Genomic DNA, 20,253 nt, shown 5'->3' on the forward strand with positions numbered 1-20,253 from the left:
TTCCCAGCCTACCGGCCGGGCCGGGATCGCTCCTCGGACACCGTCGGTGGCGTCCCGCAGTCCGATATTCATAAAGTGGGGCAATGCGCACCGAGGACGTCCTGGCCGCGATCGCGACCGGCCTGTGGCGCTGGGACAACGCGTCCGGGACCTTTTCGCTCGACGCCGAGGCGGCCCGGCTGCTCGGGCTGCCCGCCGAGCCCGTACGGCTCAGCGAGGCGGCCGTACGCTCCCGTTTTCATCCGGTCGACTGGAACGAGATCGGCGGCGTGGTGAACCTCGCCATCGCCGAGGAGACCCTCGCCGAGTCCCGGCTGCGGATCATGGACGAGCAGGGGCGGGTGATCCGTACGGTACGGAGCCGGTCCAAGCCGCTGGTCGAGGGGACGGGCCACCAGCTGGTCGGCACCCTCCAGGAGGTCGCCGGGCAGGCGCCGGACGCCGCCTCCCGCACCCCGGTCACCGGCGACTGGCGCCGCTCCCGCGAGGCCTTCCTGCTCGACGCGGGCCGGGCGCTCGCCGAGGCGCGGTCGACGGCCGAGGTGCTGCGGGTGGCCGCCTCCCTGTCCATGCCGGGCTTCTCGCCGGACGGGCTCGCCGTCTTCGGGGTCGCGGGCGACCGGCTGACGATCATCGGCCACCACGGGCAGAGCCGGGACGACGAGGGCCCCTTCGCGTCGATGTCCCTCGACACCGACTACCCGGCGGCCGAGGTGGTCCGCACGGGCCGGGCGATCTACCTGCCGTCGCCCGAGGAGTACCTGCGCCGCTTCCCCGTGACCTGGCCGCTCGCCCGGCGCTTCGGGCGCCGCTCGTGGGCCTTCGTGCCGCTGGTCGTCGCCGGACGCACGATGGGGGCCTGGATGGCGGCCTTCAAGCACCCGGTGGCCTTCACGCCGGACGAGCGGTCGGTGCTGACGACGGTGGCGCGGATGCTGGCGCAGGCCCTCGCACGCGCGGGCGTGGCCGAGTCGGAGCGCGAGCTGTCGCTCGGCCTCCAGCGGACGATGATGCCGGTCCTGGGGCCGGGGATCCCCGGCATCCGCGTGGCCGCGCGGTACGTGCCGACCGGCGGCGGGCTCCAGGTCGGCGGCGACTGGTACGACGTGATCCGGCTGCCCGGCGGCGCCTCGCGCCCCGGCGGGAACGGGGGCGGCGCGGGCCGGATCGCCCTGGTCATCGGGGACGTGCAGGGGCACGACGTGCGGGCGGCGGGCCTGATGGGGCAGCTGCGGATCGCCCTGCGCGCGTACGCCTCCGAGGGACACCGGCCGGACGCGGTCCTCTCCCGGGCCTCGCGCTTCCTCTACGGGATCACGGACGGCGACGACGGGGAGAGCGAGAACGGTCCGCGGTTCGCGACCTGTCTGTACCTGGAGGTGGACCTGGAGACGGGGACGGTGGACATCGCGCGGGCGGGGCATCCGGACCCGGCGGTGCGGATGAACGACGGAACGGTTCTGCTGAGGCCCACGGCCGGCGGGCTGCCCCTGGGCATCGACCCCGACACCGACTACCCCACCACCCGCCTGACCCTCGACCCCGGCGAGACCCTGATGATCTGCACCGACGGCCTCCTGGAGACCGGCGGGCACGACCTGGACAGCGGCTGGGAGCGGGTCAGGAAGCTCCTGGAGTCCCACGACGGCGAGGACCTGGAAGAGCTCGCCGACGCCCTCGTGGAGGCCGTCCACGGCCCCGGCTCGCACCACACCACGGGCCCGCTCGCGGACCGGCGCGAGGACGACATCGCCGTCCTGCTGCTCTCCCGCCGCCCCGCCGGGACCGTACGGGAGACCCCGCGCCGCACCCTGATGACGATCGCCCAGGCGGAGCCGGAGCGGATCGCGGAGGCGCGGGAGCAGATGCGGCAGCTGCTGCACGACTGGGCGGACGGGGACCAGCTCGACTCGGCGGTCCTGATGGTCTCCGAGATGGTCACCAACGTCCTCGTGCACACGGACGGCGACGCCCTCCTGGTCGCGGAGGTCGCCTGCGGCGAGACGTCGCGCCGGCTGCGCGTGGAGGTCTCCGACACCAGTGACGAACTGCCGCACAGGCGCCACCCGGGCGAGATGGCCTCCAGCGGCCGGGGCCTGGTCCTGATGGAGATGCTGGCGCACGCGTGGGGGGTCGATCCGCGCGGCGAGGGCAAGTCGATCTGGTTCGAGCTCGACGAGCCGGGCACGACGGAGGGCTGCTGCGGCTAGGGGGTGTCCGACCCTGATTCGCCGGACAGGCCCTGGGGGGTGTCCGGCGCGTCGGGCGCGCCCCCCTCCCCGTACCGGCTCCGCAGCCCCCCCAGTACCCCCGTCGCCGCGGCCGTCAGGGGGACGGCGAGGAGCATGCCGAGGATGCCCGCGACGGAGGCGCCGGCCGTGATCGCGAGCATGACGGCGGCCGGGTGCATGTGGACGGTGCGGCTCTGGACCATGGGCTGGAGCAGGTGCCCCTCGATGACCTGGACGGCGAGGACGACGCCGAGCGCCCACAGGGCGATGACGAAGCCCCGGTCCGCGAGGGCGACGAGGACCGCGACCGCGCCGGAGAGGAAGGCGCCGAGGTAGGGGATGTACGCGGTGACGAAGACGAGCGCCGCGAGCCCGACCGCCCCGGGCACCCGCAGCACGAGCAGCCCGATGCCGATGAGGGTTGCGTCCACGAGGGCGATGAAGGTCGTGCCGCGCATGAAGCCCTCGACGGCCTCGAAGGCGCGGCGCGCCATGGCCTCGACGGTGTCGCCGGTCGCGCGGGGGACGAGGGAGCGCAGGGCCCCGGCGGCCCGGTCGGAGTCGCGCAGGAAGAAGAAGATCAGGAGCAGCGCGAGGACGGCGGTGGCGATGAGCTGCCCGACGACGCTGATGCCGGAGATCACCCCGGAGGCGGCGGTGCCGCCGAACTTCTTGAGCAGGCCCTCGGCGTTCCGGCTGAGGTCGTCCAGGGAGGTCCCGGCCGCGCCGAAGTGCTTGGCGATGTCCTCGGCGGCCTGCCGGAGCGAGGCGACGATCTGGTCACCGGTGTCGATGAGGGCGGCGACGACGATGTACGTGGCGCCGCCGACGACCGCGAGGACGGCGACGACGGTGAGCCCGGCCGCGAGGGACTTCTGCACCTTCATCCGCAGCAGGCGGCGGTAGAGGGGCCCGAGGAGGGCGGTGCCGAGGATGGCGAGCAGGACGGGCGTCACGGCCGTCTTGAAGACGACGCACAGCCAGACGCCGACGGCGGCGACCCCCGCGACGAGCAGCAGGACGGCGCACCAGGCGGCGACCCGGCGGACGGGTTCGGGAAGGAGCGTTCCGGTGGTGGGCGTCTGCACCCGACCACCGGACCACGCCGCCCGGCGCGCCGTCGCGCGCTGACGGCCCGTACGGGTGACGACTCGTCAGCGAAGGGGTGCGCACGCGGGGCCGGGTACGCGTACGGGGCCGGAGCGCGCGCCCCGGCCCCGTACCCCGTACTCCCTACCTCCTACTCGCCCATCCCGTGCACCGCCGGGATCGTGCCGAGGCGGCCCGCCTGGAAGTCCTCGAAGGCCTGGCGCAGTTCGGCCTGGGTGTTCATGACGAACGGGCCGTAGTGGGCCATGGGCTCGCGGATCGGGCGCCCGCCGAGGAGGACGACCTCCAGGTCCGGGGTGTTGCCGTCCTGCTTCTCGTCGGCGCGGACGGTGAGGGCGCCTCCCTTGCCGAAGACGGCGGTCTGGCCGGTGTGGACCGGGCGCCGCTCGGCGCCGACGGTGCCGCGCCCGGCGAGCACGTACGCGAGGCCGTTGAAGTCCTCCCGCCAGGGGAGGCCGATCTCGGCGCCGGGGCGCAGGGTGGCGTGGATCATCGTGATCGGGGTGTGGGTGATGCCGGGGCCCTCGTGGCCGTCCAGCTCGCCCGCGATGACGCGGAGCAGCGCGCCGCCGTCGGGGGAGGTGAGCAGCTGGACCTGGCCGCCGCGGATGTCCTGGTAGCGGGGGGCCATCATCTTGTCGGCGGCCGGCAGGTTCACCCACAGCTGGAGGCCGTGGAAGAGGCCGCCGCTGACGACCAGGGACTCCGGCGGGGCCTCGATGTGCAGCAGCCCGGCGCCGGCGGTCATCCACTGGGTGTCGCCGTTGGTGATGGTGCCGCCGCCGCCCTGGGAGTCCTGGTGGTCGAAGGTGCCGTCGATGATGTAGGTGACGGTCTCGAAGCCGCGGTGGGGGTGCCAGGGGGTTCCCTTGGGCTCTCCGGGCGCGTACTCCACCTCGCCCATCTGGTCCATCATGATGAACGGGTCGAGGTACTGGTGGTTGATCCCCGCGAACGCCCGGCGGACCGGGAAGCCCTCTCCCTCGAAGCCGGAGGGGGCCGTGGTCACGGCGAGCACGGGGCGGGCCGGGGCGTCGGCGGGGGCGGCGACGCGCGGCAGGGTGAGCGGGTTCTCGACAGTCACGGCGGGCATGGCGGGACCTCCTTGGGCGACCTTGCACGTCCACTTTAGTTGAACGCTGAACTTTCTGCCACCCGGAACGCGGAACGCCCGGGAGGAATTCCCCCGGGCGTCCCGGCCGCACGCGGACCGCGCCTCAGCCGTACATCCGCCGCATCGCGAAGTCGACCATCTGCTCCACGGCCTTCGCGTCGAAGACCATCCGGTGGTCGCCCTCCATGTCGAGCACGAAGCCGTAGCCGGTCGGGAGGAGGTCGATCACCTCGGCGCCGGTGATCACGAAGTACTTCGACTCCTTGCCCGCGTACCGCCGCAGCTCCTTGAGCGAGGTGAACATGGGGATGACCGGCTGCTGGGTGTTGTGCAGGGCCAGGAAGCCGGGGTTGTCGCCGCGCGGGCAGTAGACCTTGGAGGTCGCGAAGATCTGCTGGAAGTCCTCGGCGGCCAGGGTGCCGGTGGTGAAGGCGCGCACGGCGTCCGCGAGGGAGGGGGGCGAGGGTTCGGGGTAGAGCGGGGTCTGCTGCCCGTAACCGCCCTGTACGCCGCCCTGCATGCCGGCCTGCATCCCGCCCTGCTGGGGCGGGATGTACTGCTGCTGGGCGGCACTACCGTCCGCGTGCTGGCCGTATCCGTACATGGGGGCAGCCTATCGAGCGGCGGGGGGCCGTCGGGGGCCCGCGCCCCTTACCCGCCGGTACGTCCGAGGCGCGGGACGGGCGGGGCGGAAAGGGTCCGCGAGGCCCGCGGGACGGGGCGGGAGGGCGAGGCGCGTCACAGACGCCCGTCAGGGGTTGCTCTTATTACTGACGGGTAGCATCATGGTGGAGAGCGTTTTGCTACTCGCTGGTATGTGTAAGAGGAACCTCCCTCCCCGAGCCTTACGGAGCCGTCGCCATGGGGCACTACAAGTCGAATCTCCGCGACATCGAGTTCAACCTCTTCGAGGTCCTCGGCCGCGACAAGGTGTACGGCACCGGTCCGTTCGAGGAGATGGACGTCGAGACCGCCAAGAGCATCCTCGACGAGATCCGCCGCCTCGCCGAGAACGAGCTCGCGGAGTCCTTCGCCGACGCCGACCGCAACCCGCCGGTCTTCGACCCCGAGACCAACACCGCCCCGGTCCCGGCCTCCTTCAAGAAGTCGTACGACGCCTTCATGGAGTCCGAGTACTGGCGCCTGGGCATCCCGGAGGAGATCGGCGGCACCGTCTCCCCGCGCTCCCTGATCTGGGCCTACGCGGAGCTGCTGCTCGGCGCGAACCCGGCCGTCTGGATGTACTCCTCCGGCCCGGCGTTCGCCGGCATCCTCCACAACGAGGGCAACGAGGCGCAGAAGAAGGTCGCGCGGATCGCCGTCGAGAAGCGCTGGGGCTCCACCATGGTCCTCACCGAGCCCGACGCGGGCTCGGACGTCGGCGCCGGCCGCACCAAGGCGATCCAGCAGGAGGACGGCTCCTGGCACATCGAGGGCGTCAAGCGCTTCATCACCTCCGGCGAGCACGACATGGAGGAGAACATCCTCCACTACGTCCTCGCCCGCCCCGAGGGCGCCGGCCCCGGCACCAAGGGCCTCTCGCTCTTCCTCGTGCCCAAGTACGAGTTCGACTGGGAGACCGGCGAGCTGGGCGCCCGCAACGGCGTGTACGCCACCAACGTCGAGCACAAGATGGGCCTCAAGGCCTCCAACACGTGCGAGATGACCTTCGGCGACAAGCACCCCGCCAAGGGCTGGCTGATCGGCGACAAGCACGACGGCATCCGCCAGATGTTCCTCATCATCGAGTTCGCCCGCATGATGGTCGGCACGAAGGCGATCTCCACCCTCTCCACGGGCTACCTCAACGCCCTGGAGTACGCCAAGGAGCGCGTCCAGGGCACCGACCTGGCGAACTTCATGGACAAGGCCGCGCCCAAGGTCACCATCACGCACCACCCCGACGTCCGCCGCTCGCTGATGACGCAGAAGGCGTACGCCGAGGGCATGCGCTCCCTCGTCCTCTACACGGCCTCCGTGCAGGACGAGATCGCGATCAAGGAGGCGGCCGGCGAGGACGCCAAGGCGCTGCACGGCCTCAACGACCTGCTGCTCCCGATCGTGAAGGGCTACGGCTCCGAGAAGGGCTACGAGCAGCTCGCGCAGTCGCTCCAGACCTTCGGCGGCTCCGGCTTCCTCCAGGAGTACCCGATCGAGCAGTACATCCGGGACGCCAAGATCGACACCCTCTACGAGGGCACCACGGCCATCCAGGGCCAGGACTTCTTCTTCCGGAAGATCGTGCGCGACCAGGGCGCGGCCCTGAACACGCTGTCCGAGGAGATCAAGAAGTTCCTCGCGGTCGGCACCGGCGGCGAGGAGCTGGCCGGCGCCCGCGACGCGCTCGCCAAGGCGGCCGTCGACCTGGAGGCCATCGTCGGCCGGATGATCACCGACCTCACCGCCACCGGCGAGGACGTCAAGAACATCTACAAGGTCGGCCTGAACACCACCCGCCTGCTGCTCGCCTCCGGCGACGTCGTCGTCGGCTACCTGCTCCTCAAGAGCGCGGCCGTCGCCGCCGAGAAGCTGGCCGCCGGCGCCTCCGGCAAGGACGTCGCCTTCTACCAGGGCAAGATCGCGGCCGCGAAGTTCTTCGCCGCCAACGTCCTGCCGGGCGTCTCCGCCGAGCGCGCGCTCGCCGAGTCGGTCGACGGCTCGCTGATGGACCTGGACGAGGCCGCGTTCTAGGACGCCCCAGGGCGTTCGGGAGCACTTCTCGTCCATACAAGGAACGGCTCGTCCCCGGGGAGGGGGGCGGGCCGTTCCGCCTTGCCGGGCACCCCGGCCTCCCCCCCGGCCCCCTGCGTAAGGTGAACCCCATGAGCAGCGCAGCTTCCCGTACCACCGCCGGCCCCTTCGACCGCGGGCACACCGACGACCTCATGGCCTTCCTGTCGGCCTCCCCCTCCCCGTACCACGCGGTCGCGAACGCGGCCTCGCGCCTGGAGGAGGCGGGGTTCCGGCGGGTCGAGGAGACCGAGGCCTGGGACGCGACGAGCGGCGGGAAGTACGTGGTCCGGGGCGGCGCGATCATCGCCTGGTACGTGCCGGAGGGCGCCGCCGCCCACACCCCGTACCGGATCGTCGGAGCCCACACCGACTCCCCCAACCTGCGCGTGAAGCCGCGCCCCGACCTGGGCTCGCAGGGCTGGCGGCAGGTCGCCGTCGAGATCTACGGCGGCACCCTCCTCAACACCTGGCTCGACCGCGACCTCGGCCTCGCGGGCCGCCTCACCCTCCGCGACGGCAGCCACCGCCTGGTGAACGCGGACCGGCCGCTGCTGCGCGTCCCGCAGCTCGCCATCCACCTCGACCGGCAGGCCAACGACGGCCTGAAGCTCGACCGCCAGCGCCACATGCAGCCCGTCTGGGGCATCGGGGACGTCCACGAGGGCGACCTGATCTCCTTCGTCGCCGCCGAGGCCGGCGTCGACGCCGAGGACGTGACCGGCTGGGACCTGATGGTCCACGCCGTGGAGGCCCCCGCCTACCTGGGCCGCGACCGCGAACTGCTCGCCGGGCCGCGCATGGACAACCTGCTGTCCGTGCACGCCGGGACCGCCGCGCTCGCCTCCCTCGCGGGCCGCGACGACCTGCCGTACATCCCGGTCCTCGCCGCCTTCGACCACGAGGAGAACGGCTCCGAGGCCGACACCGGCGCCCAGGGGCCCCTGCTCGGCAACGTCCTGGAGCGCTCGGTGTACGCCCGGGGCGGCTCCTACGAGGACCGGGCGCGCGCCTTCGCCGGCACCGTCTGCCTCTCCTCCGACACCGGCCACGCGGTCCACCCCAACTACGCGGAGCGGCACGACCCGACGCACCACCCGCGCGTCAACGGCGGCCCGATCCTCAAGGTGAACGTCAACCAGCGCTACGCCACCGACGGCAGCGGCCGGGCCGTCTTCGCCGCCGCCTGCGAGAAGGCGGGCGTGCCCTGGCAGTCGTTCGTCTCCAACAACGACATGCCGTGCGGCACCACGATCGGCCCGATCACGGCCGCCCGCCACGGCATCAGCACCGTGGACATCGGCGTCGCGATCCTCTCCATGCACAGCGCCCGCGAACTGTGCGGTGCGGAGGACCCGTACCTGCTCGCGAACGCGCTGGTGGCGTTCCTGGAGGGCTGAGCCACGAGTCCCGCCGGCCGGGACCGCTCGCGAAACATCCGCGAAAGGTCCCGCCCGGCAGGCTCGTCCCCATGCACCGTCATGAGGGTCCGCCGCCGCGGAAGTTCGTCCCGTTCGCCGTCGTCGGCGTGCTCGCCGCCCTGACCGGGGCGGGGCTGCTGATCGGGGAGTACGACGACCGGCCGCCGTGGGGCACGGACATCGCGTACGAGGGCGGGTACGTCCTGGCCTCCCGGATCCGCGGGTACGACGCGGACGGCTCGCGGACGAAGGCGCTGATCGCCGGGGGCTGCGTGCGCCTGGAGCGGGAGGGGCAGGGCGGCGACCGGGCCGTCCACGACCCGGCCGCCTGGGTGGAGGGCTGCCTGGACGGGGCCGCGGGGCGCCCGTCCGGGAACCAGGGGCTCGTGCGTTAGCCCTGCTCGTCCATGCCCGCGAGGATCAGGGGCAGGCGGGAGACGCCCGCGTCCGTGAGCTTCACCGGGACGCCCCAGTCCTGCTGGTGGACGTGGCAGGCCGGATATTCGTTGGCCGGGTCGTCGTCGCAGGAGGCGGCCATCGCCGAGACGTGCAGCACGCCTTCCGTGATCTCCGGGTTCAGGTCGAGGTCGCGGAAGAGGTCCGTGCCCGTGCCCTCGCCGCCGAGCAGCAGCTCCGGCGGGGTCGAGGAGACCAGGAGCCGGGTCGAGGGGCCGTAGCGCTCGTCCAGCTTTTGGCCGGTCGGGGCGCGGAAGACGACGTCGAGGCGGAGGCGGCCGGGGGCGACCTCGGTGGCCTCGCGCCGGGTGCGGTGGGCGACCGCCTCGACCCGGACGGCCTCCTCGGGCAGCCGCAGCCGGGTCAGCCGGTGCCGGGCGGACTCGACGACCACGATGTCCCCGTCGACCAGGACCGCGTCGCTCGGCTCGCGCAGATCGGTGGCCAGGGTGGTGACCTCGCCGGAGGCGGGGTCGTAGCGGCGCAGGGCGTGGTTGTACGTGTCGCTGACGGCGACCGAGCCGTCCGGCAGGGCGGTCACGCCCAGCGGGTGCTGGAGGAGCGCCTGGCCGGCGTCGCCGTCGCGGTGGCCGAAGTCGAAGAGGCCGGTGCCGACGGCGGTGCGCACGATCCCGTCCGCGTCGATCCAGCGCAGGGCGCTGGTCTCGGAGTCCGCGATCCACAGCCGGTCGCCGGCGGCCGCGAGACCGGAGGGCTGCGCGAACCAGGCCTCGGCGGCGGGCCCGTCGACCAGGCCCTCGTTCGTCGTCCCGGCCGCGACCCCGACGGTGCCGGTCTCGGGGTCGTACGTCCACAGCTGGTGGACGCCGGCCATGGCGATCCACACCTTCCCCTGCCACCAGGCCACGTCCCACGGCGAGGACAGGTCGACCTCCAGGGCGGGGCCGGAGGTCGGGGACCCCTGCCACCACTGCTTCCCGGTGCCGGCGACGAGCTCGATCGCGCCGCTCTCCGGGTCGTACGTGCGCAGGGAGTGGTTCACGGTGTCGGCGACGACGACCTTGCCGTCGGGGAGCTGCGCGAGGCCCTGCGGCTCCCGGAAGACCCCTTCCCCGATGCGGCGCACGACGGTCTCGCCGTCCGCCGCCAGCTCGACCAGCTGGTGCCGGGTGGTGTCGGAGACCAGGAAGTTCCCGGAGGGGAGGGTGATCGCCTTGCCGGGGAAGCGCAGGTCGGTGGCGGCGGGCTCCGGCGGCACGTACGGCCCGTCGCCGCGCCGCAGCGTCCCCTTGGCCCCGTGCTCGGCCTCCAGCTCCTCCACCAGGGTCCGGATGGCGTTGGCGTGGCCCTCGCCCGCGTGCTGGGCGACGACGTACCCCTCGGGGTCGATCACGACGAGCGTCGGCCAGGCCCGCACGGCGTACTGCTTCCAGGTCGCGAGCTCCGGGTCGTCCAGTACGGGGTGGTGCACCTCGTACCGCTCGACGGCGTCCACCACGGCCTGGTGCTCGGCCTCGTGCACGAACTTCGGCGAGTGCACCCCGACGATCACCAGGGTGTCGCGGTGCTTCTCCTCCAGGTCGCGCAGCTCGTCGAGGACGTGCAGGCAGTTCACGCAGCAGAAGGTCCAGAAGTCGAGAAGAACGATCTTCCCCCGCAGGTCGGCGAGGGTGAGTTCTTCTCCGCCGGTGTTCAGCCAGCCGCCCTTGCCGATCAGCTCGGGGGCGCGGACACGGGCACGTCGGGGCGCGGGGGTGGGCGCGGGATCGTTCATGGGTCCAAGGGTGCCGTACGGGTGGAAAGTGGGGGTCGGGCGGGGGCGGAGGGCGTGTCCGGGGGCGGGTTCCGGGGTGGGGGCCGGTCAGCATGGCGGGCATGGAGCACGTGGGCAGATCATCGGACTATTCCGGCTTTCGGGTGAGTGCCGGGTTACTCGTGGCGGTTCTGTTCGCGTCCGCCCTCCTGGAGGGTTCCGGGTGGGCGGGCGGGGTCGGGGACGGGAGCCTGCGGCTGACCGTGACCGTGAACGGCCGGGCCGACAGCGACCGCCGGCCGCCCGAGGTACGGGTCGGGACGTGGGTCGTGAAGCGGTACCGGCTGCTGAACCTGAGCGAGGCGGACCTGCACCGGGTCCGGGTCCTCGACCCCGGCGCCCCCGCCGGGTCCGTGCGGTGCCCGGCGGGGTTGCTCCCCGCGGCCGAGGAGGTGGAGTGCGTGGCCCGCTTCCGGGCGGTGGCGGGGCGGCACGTGCATCCCGTACGGGCCGAGGGCGACGTCCCCTCCCTCCGCACCCGGCTCACCGCGACCGCCCGCGCCGGGTACGCCGGGGTCGCCGGGGCGCTGGGGCTCACCGAGGAGGTGGTGGTCGCGGACCCGGGGTCGGGGACGGGGACGGGGTCGGGTGCGAGCGTGGCCACCGTTACGTACACCGTCACCAATCAGGGGAACCTTCCCCTCTACGCCGTGCGGGTCGAGGACCCCGGGCTCGCCCTCGCGCCCGGCTCGCCCGACTGCGGGGGGCAGGGCGGGACCGTGGCCGTCCTCGCCCCGGACACCTCCGCCCTCTGCCGGGCGACCGTACGGCTCCGCCCCGGGACCTACCGGAGCACCGGCCGCGCCTCCGGCAGCGACCGGGCGACCACGCTCGGGGCGGGCGGCGAACGGGTCTCGGCACCGGTCCTCACTGCGGGGGCCTCGGCCGTCTTCGTGGTGCGGGAGGCGCCGGCCCCCAGGGCGCCGGCCGCCCCCGGGCCCCCGGCTCCCAGGGCTTCGGCTCCGAGCGCTTCGGGGGCGGGTGGGGCCGCGGAGGGGGCTGTTCCAGGGACTCCGGGTGCTCCAGGGACTCCGGGTGCTCCAGGGGCCTCGGGTGCTCCGGGTGCTCCGGGTGCTCCGGGCGCCCTCTCAGGTGCGGGCGCGGGTGCGGGTACGAGTACGGGCGCAGGTGCCGCCGGGCGGTTCGGGAGTCCCGTCGTTCCCGGTGCGGGTGCCGTTCCCGGAGGCGTGCCCCCGGAGGGCGTGCCCCCAGGGGTCGTACCCCCCGGAGCCGTACCGACCGCCCCGCCCTCCGTCCCCTCCCCGCCCGCCCTCCGGCGTGCCGACGGGCTCGACGACGAGGGGTTCTTCGGGCGGGTGCGGCGGCGGGGGCGGGAGGCGGCGGAGTTCGGGGTGGCGACGATGTTGCTGTTGCTCCTGATCCCGGCGGCCGTCGCCGCCGCGCTCCTCGGCAGTAGGAGGAAGTGACCGTGGCCCTGCTCGAAACCCTCGTCGTCGTCCTCGGGGTCGCGCTCGTCGCCGCCCTCTCCGTGTTCGCCAAGACCCGGCTCTTCCCGGCCGGGGAGGACGAGGAGCCGCGCGAGGACGTGGCCGAGTACATCGCCATGATGGTGTCGGTCCTCTACGCCGTCGTCCTCGGCCTCTGCCTGGTCTCCGTCTGGGAGACGCGCTCGGCCGCCTCCGACCACGTCCAGGCCGAGGCGAGCGCCCTGCACCAGACGTACCTCCTCGCGGACGCGCTGCCGCCCGCCCAGCGGCAGCCGGTGCGCGACGCGGCCCGGACGTACGCGAGCCACGTCGTGGACGTCGAGTGGCCCGCGATGGCCGGCCGCGAACCGCTCGGCGCCTCGGGCTGGACGCTGCTCGACCAGTTGCGGCGGGCGGGCGAGGTGACCCGCTCCGACCGGGTGTCCGAGCAGATCGCGGCCCAGGAGCTGCTGGCCCAGCTCGGTTACGTGGACGACGCGCGGCGCGGCCGGGAGGCGGCGGCGCAGGAGCAGCTGTCGCCCGTGCTGTGGACGGGGCTGCTGATCGGCGGCGTGCTGACGCTCGCGTTCATGTTCCTCTTCGGGATCAAGCGGAGCGCGACCCACGTGGTGATGGTGATGGGCCTGTCCGGGTTCATCGCCTTCACGGTGCTGCTGATCCATCAGCTCGACTCGCCGTTCGGGGAGATGCTCGGGGCGAGTCCGGACGCGTTCACCCGCTACTTCGGGTGAGAAGCGGCTGCGGCGGGGCAGGAGTAACCGGGTGAAATATCTCGTACGGGACAAGATCTTCGCGATCGGCGACGACTACTGGATCGAGGACGAGCACGGCCGCCACGCCTTCCTCGCCGACGGCAAGGCCATGCGGCTGCGCGACACCCTGGAGCTGAAGGACCCCGAGGGGCGGGTCCTGATCACCCTGCGGCAGAAGATGTTCAGCCTGCGGGACGCGATGACGATCGAGCGCGACGACCGGACGCTGGCGACCGTCCGCCGCAAGCGGCTCTCGCTGCTGCGCAACCACTACCGGGTGACGCTGGTCGAGGGCACGGAGCTGGACGTCAGCGGCCGGATCCTGGACCGGGAGTTCACCGTCGAGTACGAGGGCGAGCTCCTGGTCCACGTCTCCCGGCAGTGGTTCCGCGTCCGCGACACGTACGCGGTGAACGTGGTCCGGGAGGACGCAGACGCCGCCCTGATGGTCGCGGTGGCGGTGTGCGTCATCCGGATGGCGGAGCGGGAGGACTGACCCCTCGTCAGGCTGCCTTCTTCAGGACCTGGTCCAGCGCCTGCTCCAGGTCCGTCCACAGGTCCTCGACGTGTTCGATGCCGACCGAGATCCGGACCGTGCCGGCGCCGATGCCCGCCGCCGCGAGGGCCGCCGCGTCGAGCTGGTGGTGCGAGGTGGAGGCCGGGTGCATGACCAGCGTCTTCACATCCCCCAGGGAGACGCTGAGCGAGGCGAGCCGGACCGCCTCCACGAAGGTCCGGCCCGCGTCCCGGCCGCCCGCGAGGTCGATCGAGACGACCCCGCCGCCCCCGGCGGGCAGCAGGCGCGCGGCGACCTCCCGGTCCGGGTGGCTCGCGAGGGACGGGTGGCGGGCGGCGGCGACCGCCGGGTGCGCGGCGAGCCGGGCCGCGAGCTCGGCGGCGTTGGCGCACTGGCGCTCCACGCGCAGGGAGAGGGTCTGCAGGCCGCGCAGGGTGAGCCAGGCGGCGAACGGGTCGGTGGAGGCGCCCTGTTCGACGGCGTGGCGGCGGACCCTTCCGTACAGCTCGCGGTCCTTGAAGACGGCGACCCCGCCGAGGACGTCCGCGTGTCCGGCGAGGTACTTGGTCGCGGAGTGGATCACGACGTCGGCGCCGTGGTCGAGGGGGCGGCAGAGCAGCGGGGAGGCGAAGGTGTTGTCGACGGCGACCGGGACGCCCGCCTCGGCGGCGACGGCGGCGAGGGCGGGCAGGTCGGAGACGCGGGTGGTGGGGTTGGCGATGGTCTCCAGGTAGAGCAGGCGGGTCTCGGGGCGCAGGGCCGCCCGCACCTCCTCCGGGTCCGTGCCGGAGACGTACGTGACGTGGACGCCCCAGCGGGCGGCGAGGTCGGTGAGGACCGCGTACGTGCCGCCGTACAGGCAGGTCTGGGCGACGACGTGGGCGCCGGAGCCGAGGAGGGAGAGGAGGACGGCGTTCACCGCGCCCATGCCGGAGGCGAAGGAGAGGCCGGAGGCGCCGCCTTCGAGGCGGGCGACGGCGTCCTCCAGGGTGCGGACGGTGGGGTTGCCGAGGCGGGCGTAGAGGAAGGCGTCCGGGGAGGTGAAGCCCTCGGCGAGGGCGTCGGCGGAGTCGAACGCGAAGACGTGCCCCTGGTGGAGGGGGACGCCGAGGGGGCGGCTGCCGGTGACCTCGACGTGGGGAGGGTGGACGGCGAGGGTGTCGGGGTGGGGGTGGACGGAGGGCGGGGTCTCGGGGCGGGGGCGGGCGGAAGGCGGGGCGTCGGGGCGGGTCATGAAGTCAGTCTGGGAAAGGGGCGCTTGCCTTCCCAGGTCCAATCCCGGCAGATTGGTCCGGCGATGGAGCCAATCGAATCCCTTCCCCTTCCTCTTCCCCCTCCCCCTCCCCCCTCGCTCGACGTCCTGGTCGCCCGGCTCGGGCGCTGGTCCGCCGGGCGCGGGCCGCTGTACCTGCTGCTCGCCGCCCGGCTGCGCCGGCTCATCGACGAGGGGGTGCTGCCGCCGGGCACGCTCCTGCCGCCGGACCGGCGGTTCGCGACGGCCCTGGCCGTGGGCCGTACGACGGTGGTCGCCGCCTACGACGCGCTGCGGCAGGAGGGGCGGCTCGTACGGAGGCAGGGCAGCGGTACGCGGGTGGCGCCGGCCGCGCTGTTGGCGAGGCGGCTCCGGTCGGCGGGAGCGGAGACAGCGGCAGGGGCGAGTACGGGAGCCGGGGCAAGCACAGGGGCCGGGCCGGTTATGGGGGCGCCCCGGGTGCGGGAGACCTCGAACCCGCTCTTCCTGCACCTCCTGGAGGCCCCCGACGACGTGATCCTGCTCAGCTGCGCGGCCCCCGACCGGGCGCCGGACGCGCTGGCGGAGGCGTACCGCTCCCTCGAACTGCCCGTCGGGGACCTCGGCTACCACCCGGCCGGGCTCGGGGCGCTGCGCGAGGCGGTCGCCGCGCGGTACGCGGCGCGGGGCGTGCCGACCGGGCCCGGCCAGGTCCTGGTCACCACCGGCGCCCAGCAGGCGCTCGCGCTGCTCGCGCGGCTGCTGCTCGCGCCCGGGGACGGGGTCCTGGTGGAGGCGCCGACGTACCCCGGGGCGCTCGACCTGTTCCGGGAGGCGGCGGCCGTGCCGCTTCCGGTGGCGGTGGGCCCGGACGGGGTCGACGTGGCGGAGGCGGTGCGGCTGATGGAGCGGCACCGTCCGGCCCTGGCCTATGTGGTGGCCCGCTTCCAGAACCCGACCGGGACCGTGCTCCCGCCGCTCGCCGGGCGCCGGCTGGTCGAGGCGGCGAACGCGCTCGGGGTGCCGCTCGTCGAGGACGAGGCGCTCGCCGACCTGGCGTTCGACGCCGGGGCGCCGTGGACGCCGCTCTCGGCGTACGGGGAGGTGGTCGCGGTCGGCTCGCTCAGCAAGGTGGTGTGGGGCGGCCTCCGGATCGGCTGGGTACGCGGCCCGGCCCCGCTGATCGCCCGGCTCGCCCGCCTGAAGGCCCTGCACGACCTGGGCAGCGACGTCCCGGCCCAGCTGGCGGCGGCCCGGCTCCTGGACGGTTTCGGCCCGGTCCTGGCGGCCCGCGTGCGGACGGCCCGGGCGGGCCACGACCACCTGCGGGCCGAGCTGGCCCGGCTGCTGCCGTCCTGGTCCTGCGCCCCGGCGGCGGGCGGTCAGACCCTGTGGGTGCGGCTCCCGCACGGCGACGGCGTCTCCTTCGCGCAGCTCGCCCTCCGGCACGGGGTCGCCGTCCTGCCCGGCGCCACCGCCGACGCCCTCGGCGGCAGCGTCCGCCACCTGCGGCTGCACTTCCTGGCGGCCCCGGAGGTGCTGACGGAGGCGGTGCGGCGGCTGGCGGCGGCCTGGGCGGAGTACACGCCGGGACCGGAGCCGGTACGGGCGGCCCTGCACGCGATCACGCTGTGACGGGCGGGGCCCTGCTTCGGACGGGTCCTAGGGCCGCTTCGGCGCCGCCACGCCCAGGACCCGGTCCTTGAGGGCCGGGAAGTCCTCGCGGGTCGTGGCGACCCGGCCGGGGTCGAGTGCGACGCGCAGGACCTCCTCGTCGGGCCCGGCCTCCGCCAGGACCTCGCCCCAGGGGTCGACGACGGTCGAGTGCCCGGCCTGTTCGACGCCCGCGTGGGTGCCGGCGGTGCCGCAGGCCAGTACGTACGCCTGGTTCTCGACCGCGCGGGCCCGGGCCAGGAGGGTCCAGTGGGCGCGGCGGCGGGCGGGCCAGCCGGCCGGGACGACGAAGGCCTGGGCGCCCGCGTCGACCAGGCCGCGGAACAGCTCGGGGAAGCGCAGGTCGTAGCAGGTGCCGACGCCGACGGTGAGGTGCGGCAGGTCGACGGTGACCAGGTCCTCCCCGGCGGCCATGAGGACCGCCTCGCCCTGGTCGAAGCCGAAGCGGTGGATCTTGCGGTAGGAGGCGGCGAGTTCGCCGTCGGGGGAGAGGACGAGCGAGGTGTTGTAGAGGGCGCCGGCCTCCGCCTCCACGAAGGAGCCGGCGTGCAGCCAGACCCCGGCGTCGCGGGCGGCCTCGGCCATCGCCCGGTGGGTGGGGCCGTTCAGCGGCTCGGACTCGGCGGCGAAGAGGTCGGACGCGAAGGCGCCGACGGTCCACAGCTCGGGGAGGACGACGAGGTCGGCGTGGCCGGATTCCGCCCGTACGAGACGGGCCGCGCGGGCACGGCGGGCGTCGACCGGTTCGTCCGGGTCTACCGCGATCTGGATCAGCGAGGCGCGCACAGTACCACCGTCCTGGCATTCGAGCCGTCAACACCGGCCTACGATCGTCACACGAAAGCACTGCCGGGGTGCCTTCGGGCAGCGTAACTTAGCGTCCGAGCCTCCCACCCAGTCGTGTTATTCAGCCCGCGCACCGAAGAACCGCCGAGGGGTCCCGTGACCGTCCATCCCAGCCTCCAGAACAACGCCGACGCCTGGACGCACTCCGTCGAGGCGATAGCCGAGCTGGTGCAGCCGCTCGTGGAGGGCGAGTGGAACCGGCCGACCCCGTGCCCCGGCTGGTCGGTGCGGGACATCGTGTCGCACGTCATCGGCATGGAGACGGAGATGCTCGGCGACCCGCGGCCGATCCACTCGCTGCCGCGCGACCTCTACCACGTACGCAGTGACTTCGCGCGCTACATGGAGGTCCAGGTCGATGTGCGCCGCCACCACACGGCGCCGGAGATGACGTCGGAGTTGGAGTACGTCCTGATCCGCCGGGCCCGGCAGCTGCGCAACGAGAACCGCTCGCCCGACCATCTGATCCGGGCCCCGCTGGGCGCCGAGCAGACCCTGGAAACGGCCTACCGGATGCGGGCCTTCGACGTGTGGGTGCACGAGCAGGACCTGCGGACGGCGCTCGGGGTGCCGGGGAACCTGGACTCGCCGGGGGCGCACGTGGTCCGGGACGTGCTCCTGGAGGCGCTGCCGAAGGTGGTCGCCAAGGACGCGGGCGCGCCGGCCTCCTCGGCGGTGGTGTTCGACGTGACCGGTCCGGTGGAGTTCCTGCGGACGGTGCGGGTGGACGCGGAGGGGCGCGGGTCGATCGACGGCGCGCCCTCGCTCGGCCCGGCGGTGACGCTGGCGACGGACTGGGAGACGTACGTGCGCCTCGCCTGCGGCCGGGTCCGGGCGGCCGACGCGGCCGACCGGATCAAGGTGGAGGGCGACGAGCGGCTGGCGCGGGCGATCCTCGACAACTTCGCGGTGACGCCCCGATAGCCGTGCGCTATACGGGTACGTGCACGGCCTCCACGCGGCTGGCGACGAGCCGTTCGCGTTCCCGGCGGTGGGTGCGGGCCTTGAGGCGCAGGATCTGCACGACGCCGAGGGCTTCGAGGACGAAGACCGAGGAGAACGCGATCCGGTAGTCGTCGCCGGTCGCGTCGAGCAGCACGCCGACGGCGAGGAGCGTCGTCATCGAGGCGACGAAACCACCCATGTTGACGATCCCGGAGGCGGTGCCCTGACGCTCCGGCGGGTTGGCCGGGCGGGCGAAGTCGAAGCCGATCATCGAGGCCGGTCCGCAGGCCCCGAGGACCAGGCAGAGGGTGACGAGCAGCCACATCGGCGCGTGGTCGCCGGGGTACGCGAGGGTGGTCCCCCACAGCAGGGCGGTGGCCGCGACCGTGCCGAGGGCGAGCGGGGCGCGGGCCCCGTGGTGGCGGGCGATGATCTGCCCGTACGCGAGGCCGACGACCATGTTCGAGAGCACGACCAGGGTGAGCAGCGTCCCGGCGGTGGAGCGCGACAGGCCCTGCGCCTCGACCAGGTAGGGCAGTCCCCACAGGAGCAGGAAGACCATGGCCGGGAACTGGGTGGTGAAGTGCACCCACATGCCGAGCCGGGTGCCGGGCTCGCGCCAGGACTCGGCGATCTGGCGACGCACGTAGGCGGCGCCCGCGTGCGGGGCCGGCTGGGGCTCGTACCCCTCGGGGTGGTCCTTGAGGAAGAGCAGCAGCAGGACGAGGACGAGGACGCCGGCGAGGGAGCTGCCGACGAAGGTGGTGGTCCAGCCGAGGCCGTGCAGGGCGCGGGCGACGACGACGGTGGAGACCAGGTTGCCCGCCATGCCGAAGAGGGCGGCGACCTGGCCGATGAGGGGGCCGCGCCGGGCGGGGAACCAGCGGCTGCCGAGCCGCAGGACGCTGATGAAGGTCATGGCGTCGCCGCAGCCGAGGAGCGCGCGGGAGGCGAGGGCCGTGCCGTACGACGGGGAGAGCGCGAAGCCGAGCTGGCCGGCGGTGAAGAGGACGACGCCGAGGACCAGGACCTTCTTGGTGCCGAGCCGGTCGACCATGAGGCCGACGGGTATCTGCATGCCGGCGTAGACGAGCAGCTGGAGTATCGAGAAGGTGGAGAGCGCGGAGGCGTTGACGTCGAAGCGGTCGGCGGCGTCGAGTCCGGCGACGCCGAGCGAGGTGCGGAAGATGACGGCGACGAAGTAGACGGCGACGCCGACGCCCCAGACGAGGGCGGCGCGGCGGCCGCCGGGCGGGTCTCCGGGGAGGGTGACGGCGGAGCCGTAGCCGTTGCGGTTGCTCATCGGGCCTCACCCCGGACCAGGACCTTGACCCAGCTGAGGTGCTGGCGGACGCAGTGCGCGGCGCCCTCGGCGTCGCCGGCCTTGATGCGGTCGAGGATCTCGGCGTGCTCGGTGATGTTCTTGGCGACGCGGTCGGGCTGGGACTGCATCACGGCGACGCCCATGCGCAGTTGGCGGTCGCGGAGCTGGTCGTAGAGGCGGGCGAGGATCTGGTTGCCGGCGTGCTGGACGATCTCGGCGTGGAAGCAGCGGTCGGTGACGGCGACCGCCGCGAGGTCCCCGGCCCCGGCCCGCCGCTTCTGCTCCTCCAGGAGCTCTTCGAGGCGGGCGATCAGGGAGGCGGGGGCGGGCACGGCCCGGCGGACGGCGAACTCCTCGACGAGCAGCCGGGTCTCGACCACGTCGGCGATCTCCTGCGCGGAGACGGCGAGGACGAGGGCGCCCTTCTTCGGATAGAGCTTCAGGAGCCCTTCCATCTCCAGCTTGAGCAGCGCCTCGCGGACGGGCGTCCGCGACACCCCCACGGCCGTGGCGAGCTCCCCCTCGGTCAGCAGGGTCCCCCCCTCGTAACGCCGGTCGAGTACGGCCTGCTTGACGTGCGTGTAGACGCGGTCGGCGGCGGGGGGAGCGGAAGACATGGACACAGCATAGATACAACAGGGGTACAACAGAGAGCCCCGTCCGCATGATGGACGGGGCTC

The 20,253-nt window shown here is 73.5% G+C and carries 16 protein-coding genes; 8 read left to right on the forward strand and 8 right to left on the reverse strand.

Annotated features, from left to right (window positions below; translation table 11 throughout):
• The first annotated feature begins 83 nt into the window (after window positions 1-83).
• Complete coding sequence (locus CP977_RS17110; protein WP_152370417.1) at window positions 84-2,210, forward strand: ATP-binding SpoIIE family protein phosphatase; 2,127 nt, start codon at window positions 84-86, stop codon at window positions 2,208-2,210.
• Here the strand turns inward: CP977_RS17110 and CP977_RS17115 are convergent.
• The 3 genes from CP977_RS17115 to CP977_RS17125 all read right to left on the reverse strand — a co-directional run bounded on the left by CP977_RS17115 (window position 2,207) and on the right by CP977_RS17125 (window position 5,059).
• The gene (locus CP977_RS17115; protein ID WP_152370418.1) at window positions 2,207-3,319 is read right to left on the reverse strand and encodes an AI-2E family transporter; all 1,113 of its coding nucleotides are present in this window, start codon (window positions 3,317-3,319) and stop codon (window positions 2,207-2,209) included. The two genes, CP977_RS17110 and CP977_RS17115, sit on opposite strands and share 4 nt — an antisense overlap.
• 152 nt (window positions 3,320-3,471) lie before the next feature.
• Window positions 3,472-4,434, reverse strand: coding sequence for a pirin family protein (locus CP977_RS17120; protein ID WP_062753888.1), 963 nt, complete (start codon window positions 4,432-4,434; stop codon window positions 3,472-3,474).
• A 124-nt stretch (window positions 4,435-4,558) separates the two neighbouring features.
• Window positions 4,559-5,059: an SseB family protein gene (locus tag CP977_RS17125; protein WP_152370419.1), complete on the reverse strand. Its 501-nt coding sequence runs from the start codon at window positions 5,057-5,059 to the stop codon at window positions 4,559-4,561.
• Between the two features lie 257 nt (window positions 5,060-5,316).
• Between CP977_RS17125 and CP977_RS17130 the strand changes: the two genes are divergently transcribed.
• The 3 genes from CP977_RS17130 to CP977_RS17140 all read left to right on the forward strand — a co-directional run bounded on the left by CP977_RS17130 (window position 5,317) and on the right by CP977_RS17140 (window position 9,001).
• A complete protein-coding gene (locus CP977_RS17130; RefSeq protein WP_109186795.1) occupies window positions 5,317-7,146 on the forward strand; it encodes an acyl-CoA dehydrogenase in 1,830 nt (609 codons plus the stop codon).
• A 131-nt stretch (window positions 7,147-7,277) separates the two neighbouring features.
• The gene (locus CP977_RS17135; RefSeq protein WP_062753886.1) at window positions 7,278-8,585 is read left to right on the forward strand and encodes a M18 family aminopeptidase; all 1,308 of its coding nucleotides are present in this window, start codon (window positions 7,278-7,280) and stop codon (window positions 8,583-8,585) included.
• A 71-nt stretch (window positions 8,586-8,656) separates the two neighbouring features.
• On the forward strand, window positions 8,657-9,001 hold the full coding sequence (locus CP977_RS17140) for a hypothetical protein (protein ID WP_062753885.1): 345 nt from the start codon (window positions 8,657-8,659) through the stop codon (window positions 8,999-9,001).
• Here the strand turns inward: CP977_RS17140 and CP977_RS17145 are convergent.
• Complete coding sequence (locus CP977_RS17145) at window positions 8,998-10,797, reverse strand: NHL domain-containing thioredoxin family protein (protein WP_109186794.1); 1,800 nt, start codon at window positions 10,795-10,797, stop codon at window positions 8,998-9,000. The genes CP977_RS17140 and CP977_RS17145 overlap by 4 nt on opposite strands.
• 1,468 nt (window positions 10,798-12,265) lie before the next feature.
• Here CP977_RS17145 and CP977_RS17155 point away from each other — a divergent pair.
• Window positions 12,266-13,015, forward strand: coding sequence for a bestrophin-like domain (locus CP977_RS17155; RefSeq protein ID WP_062753881.1), 750 nt, complete (start codon window positions 12,266-12,268; stop codon window positions 13,013-13,015).
• Between the two features lie 31 nt (window positions 13,016-13,046).
• On the forward strand, window positions 13,047-13,532 hold the full coding sequence (locus CP977_RS17160; protein ID WP_109186793.1) for an LURP-one-related/scramblase family protein: 486 nt from the start codon (window positions 13,047-13,049) through the stop codon (window positions 13,530-13,532).
• A 7-nt stretch (window positions 13,533-13,539) separates the two neighbouring features.
• On the opposite strand, the gene CP977_RS17165 is transcribed toward CP977_RS17160, so the two are convergent.
• A complete protein-coding gene (locus CP977_RS17165) occupies window positions 13,540-14,787 on the reverse strand; it encodes a trans-sulfuration enzyme family protein (RefSeq protein ID WP_152370421.1) in 1,248 nt (415 codons plus the stop codon).
• Between the two features lie 63 nt (window positions 14,788-14,850).
• Here CP977_RS17165 and CP977_RS17170 point away from each other — a divergent pair, with 63 nt between their 5' ends.
• The gene (locus tag CP977_RS17170; protein WP_152370422.1) at window positions 14,851-16,419 is read left to right on the forward strand and encodes an aminotransferase-like domain-containing protein; all 1,569 of its coding nucleotides are present in this window, start codon (window positions 14,851-14,853) and stop codon (window positions 16,417-16,419) included.
• A 27-nt stretch (window positions 16,420-16,446) separates the two neighbouring features.
• On the opposite strand, the gene CP977_RS17175 is transcribed toward CP977_RS17170, so the two are convergent.
• Window positions 16,447-17,244: a carbon-nitrogen family hydrolase gene (locus CP977_RS17175; RefSeq protein WP_152370423.1), complete on the reverse strand. Its 798-nt coding sequence runs from the start codon at window positions 17,242-17,244 to the stop codon at window positions 16,447-16,449.
• 156 nt (window positions 17,245-17,400) lie between these two features.
• Here CP977_RS17175 and CP977_RS17180 point away from each other — a divergent pair, with 156 nt between their 5' ends.
• The gene (locus CP977_RS17180; RefSeq protein ID WP_062753870.1) at window positions 17,401-18,228 is read left to right on the forward strand and encodes a maleylpyruvate isomerase family mycothiol-dependent enzyme; all 828 of its coding nucleotides are present in this window, start codon (window positions 17,401-17,403) and stop codon (window positions 18,226-18,228) included.
• 7 nt (window positions 18,229-18,235) lie between these two features.
• Here CP977_RS17180 and CP977_RS17185 read toward each other — a convergent pair whose 3' ends face one another.
• Window positions 18,236-19,552, reverse strand: coding sequence for an MFS transporter (locus CP977_RS17185; protein WP_062753869.1), 1,317 nt, complete (start codon window positions 19,550-19,552; stop codon window positions 18,236-18,238).
• On the reverse strand, window positions 19,549-20,190 hold the full coding sequence (locus CP977_RS17190) for a GntR family transcriptional regulator (protein WP_104860685.1): 642 nt from the start codon (window positions 20,188-20,190) through the stop codon (window positions 19,549-19,551). Before CP977_RS17190 ends, CP977_RS17185 begins: the two co-directional genes overlap by 4 nt.
• Between the last annotated feature and the right edge of the window lie 63 nt (window positions 20,191-20,253).

It is taken from the genome of Streptomyces cinereoruber, assembly GCF_009299385.1.
GTDB lineage: Bacteria > Actinomycetota > Actinomycetes > Streptomycetales > Streptomycetaceae > Streptomyces > Streptomyces bikiniensis.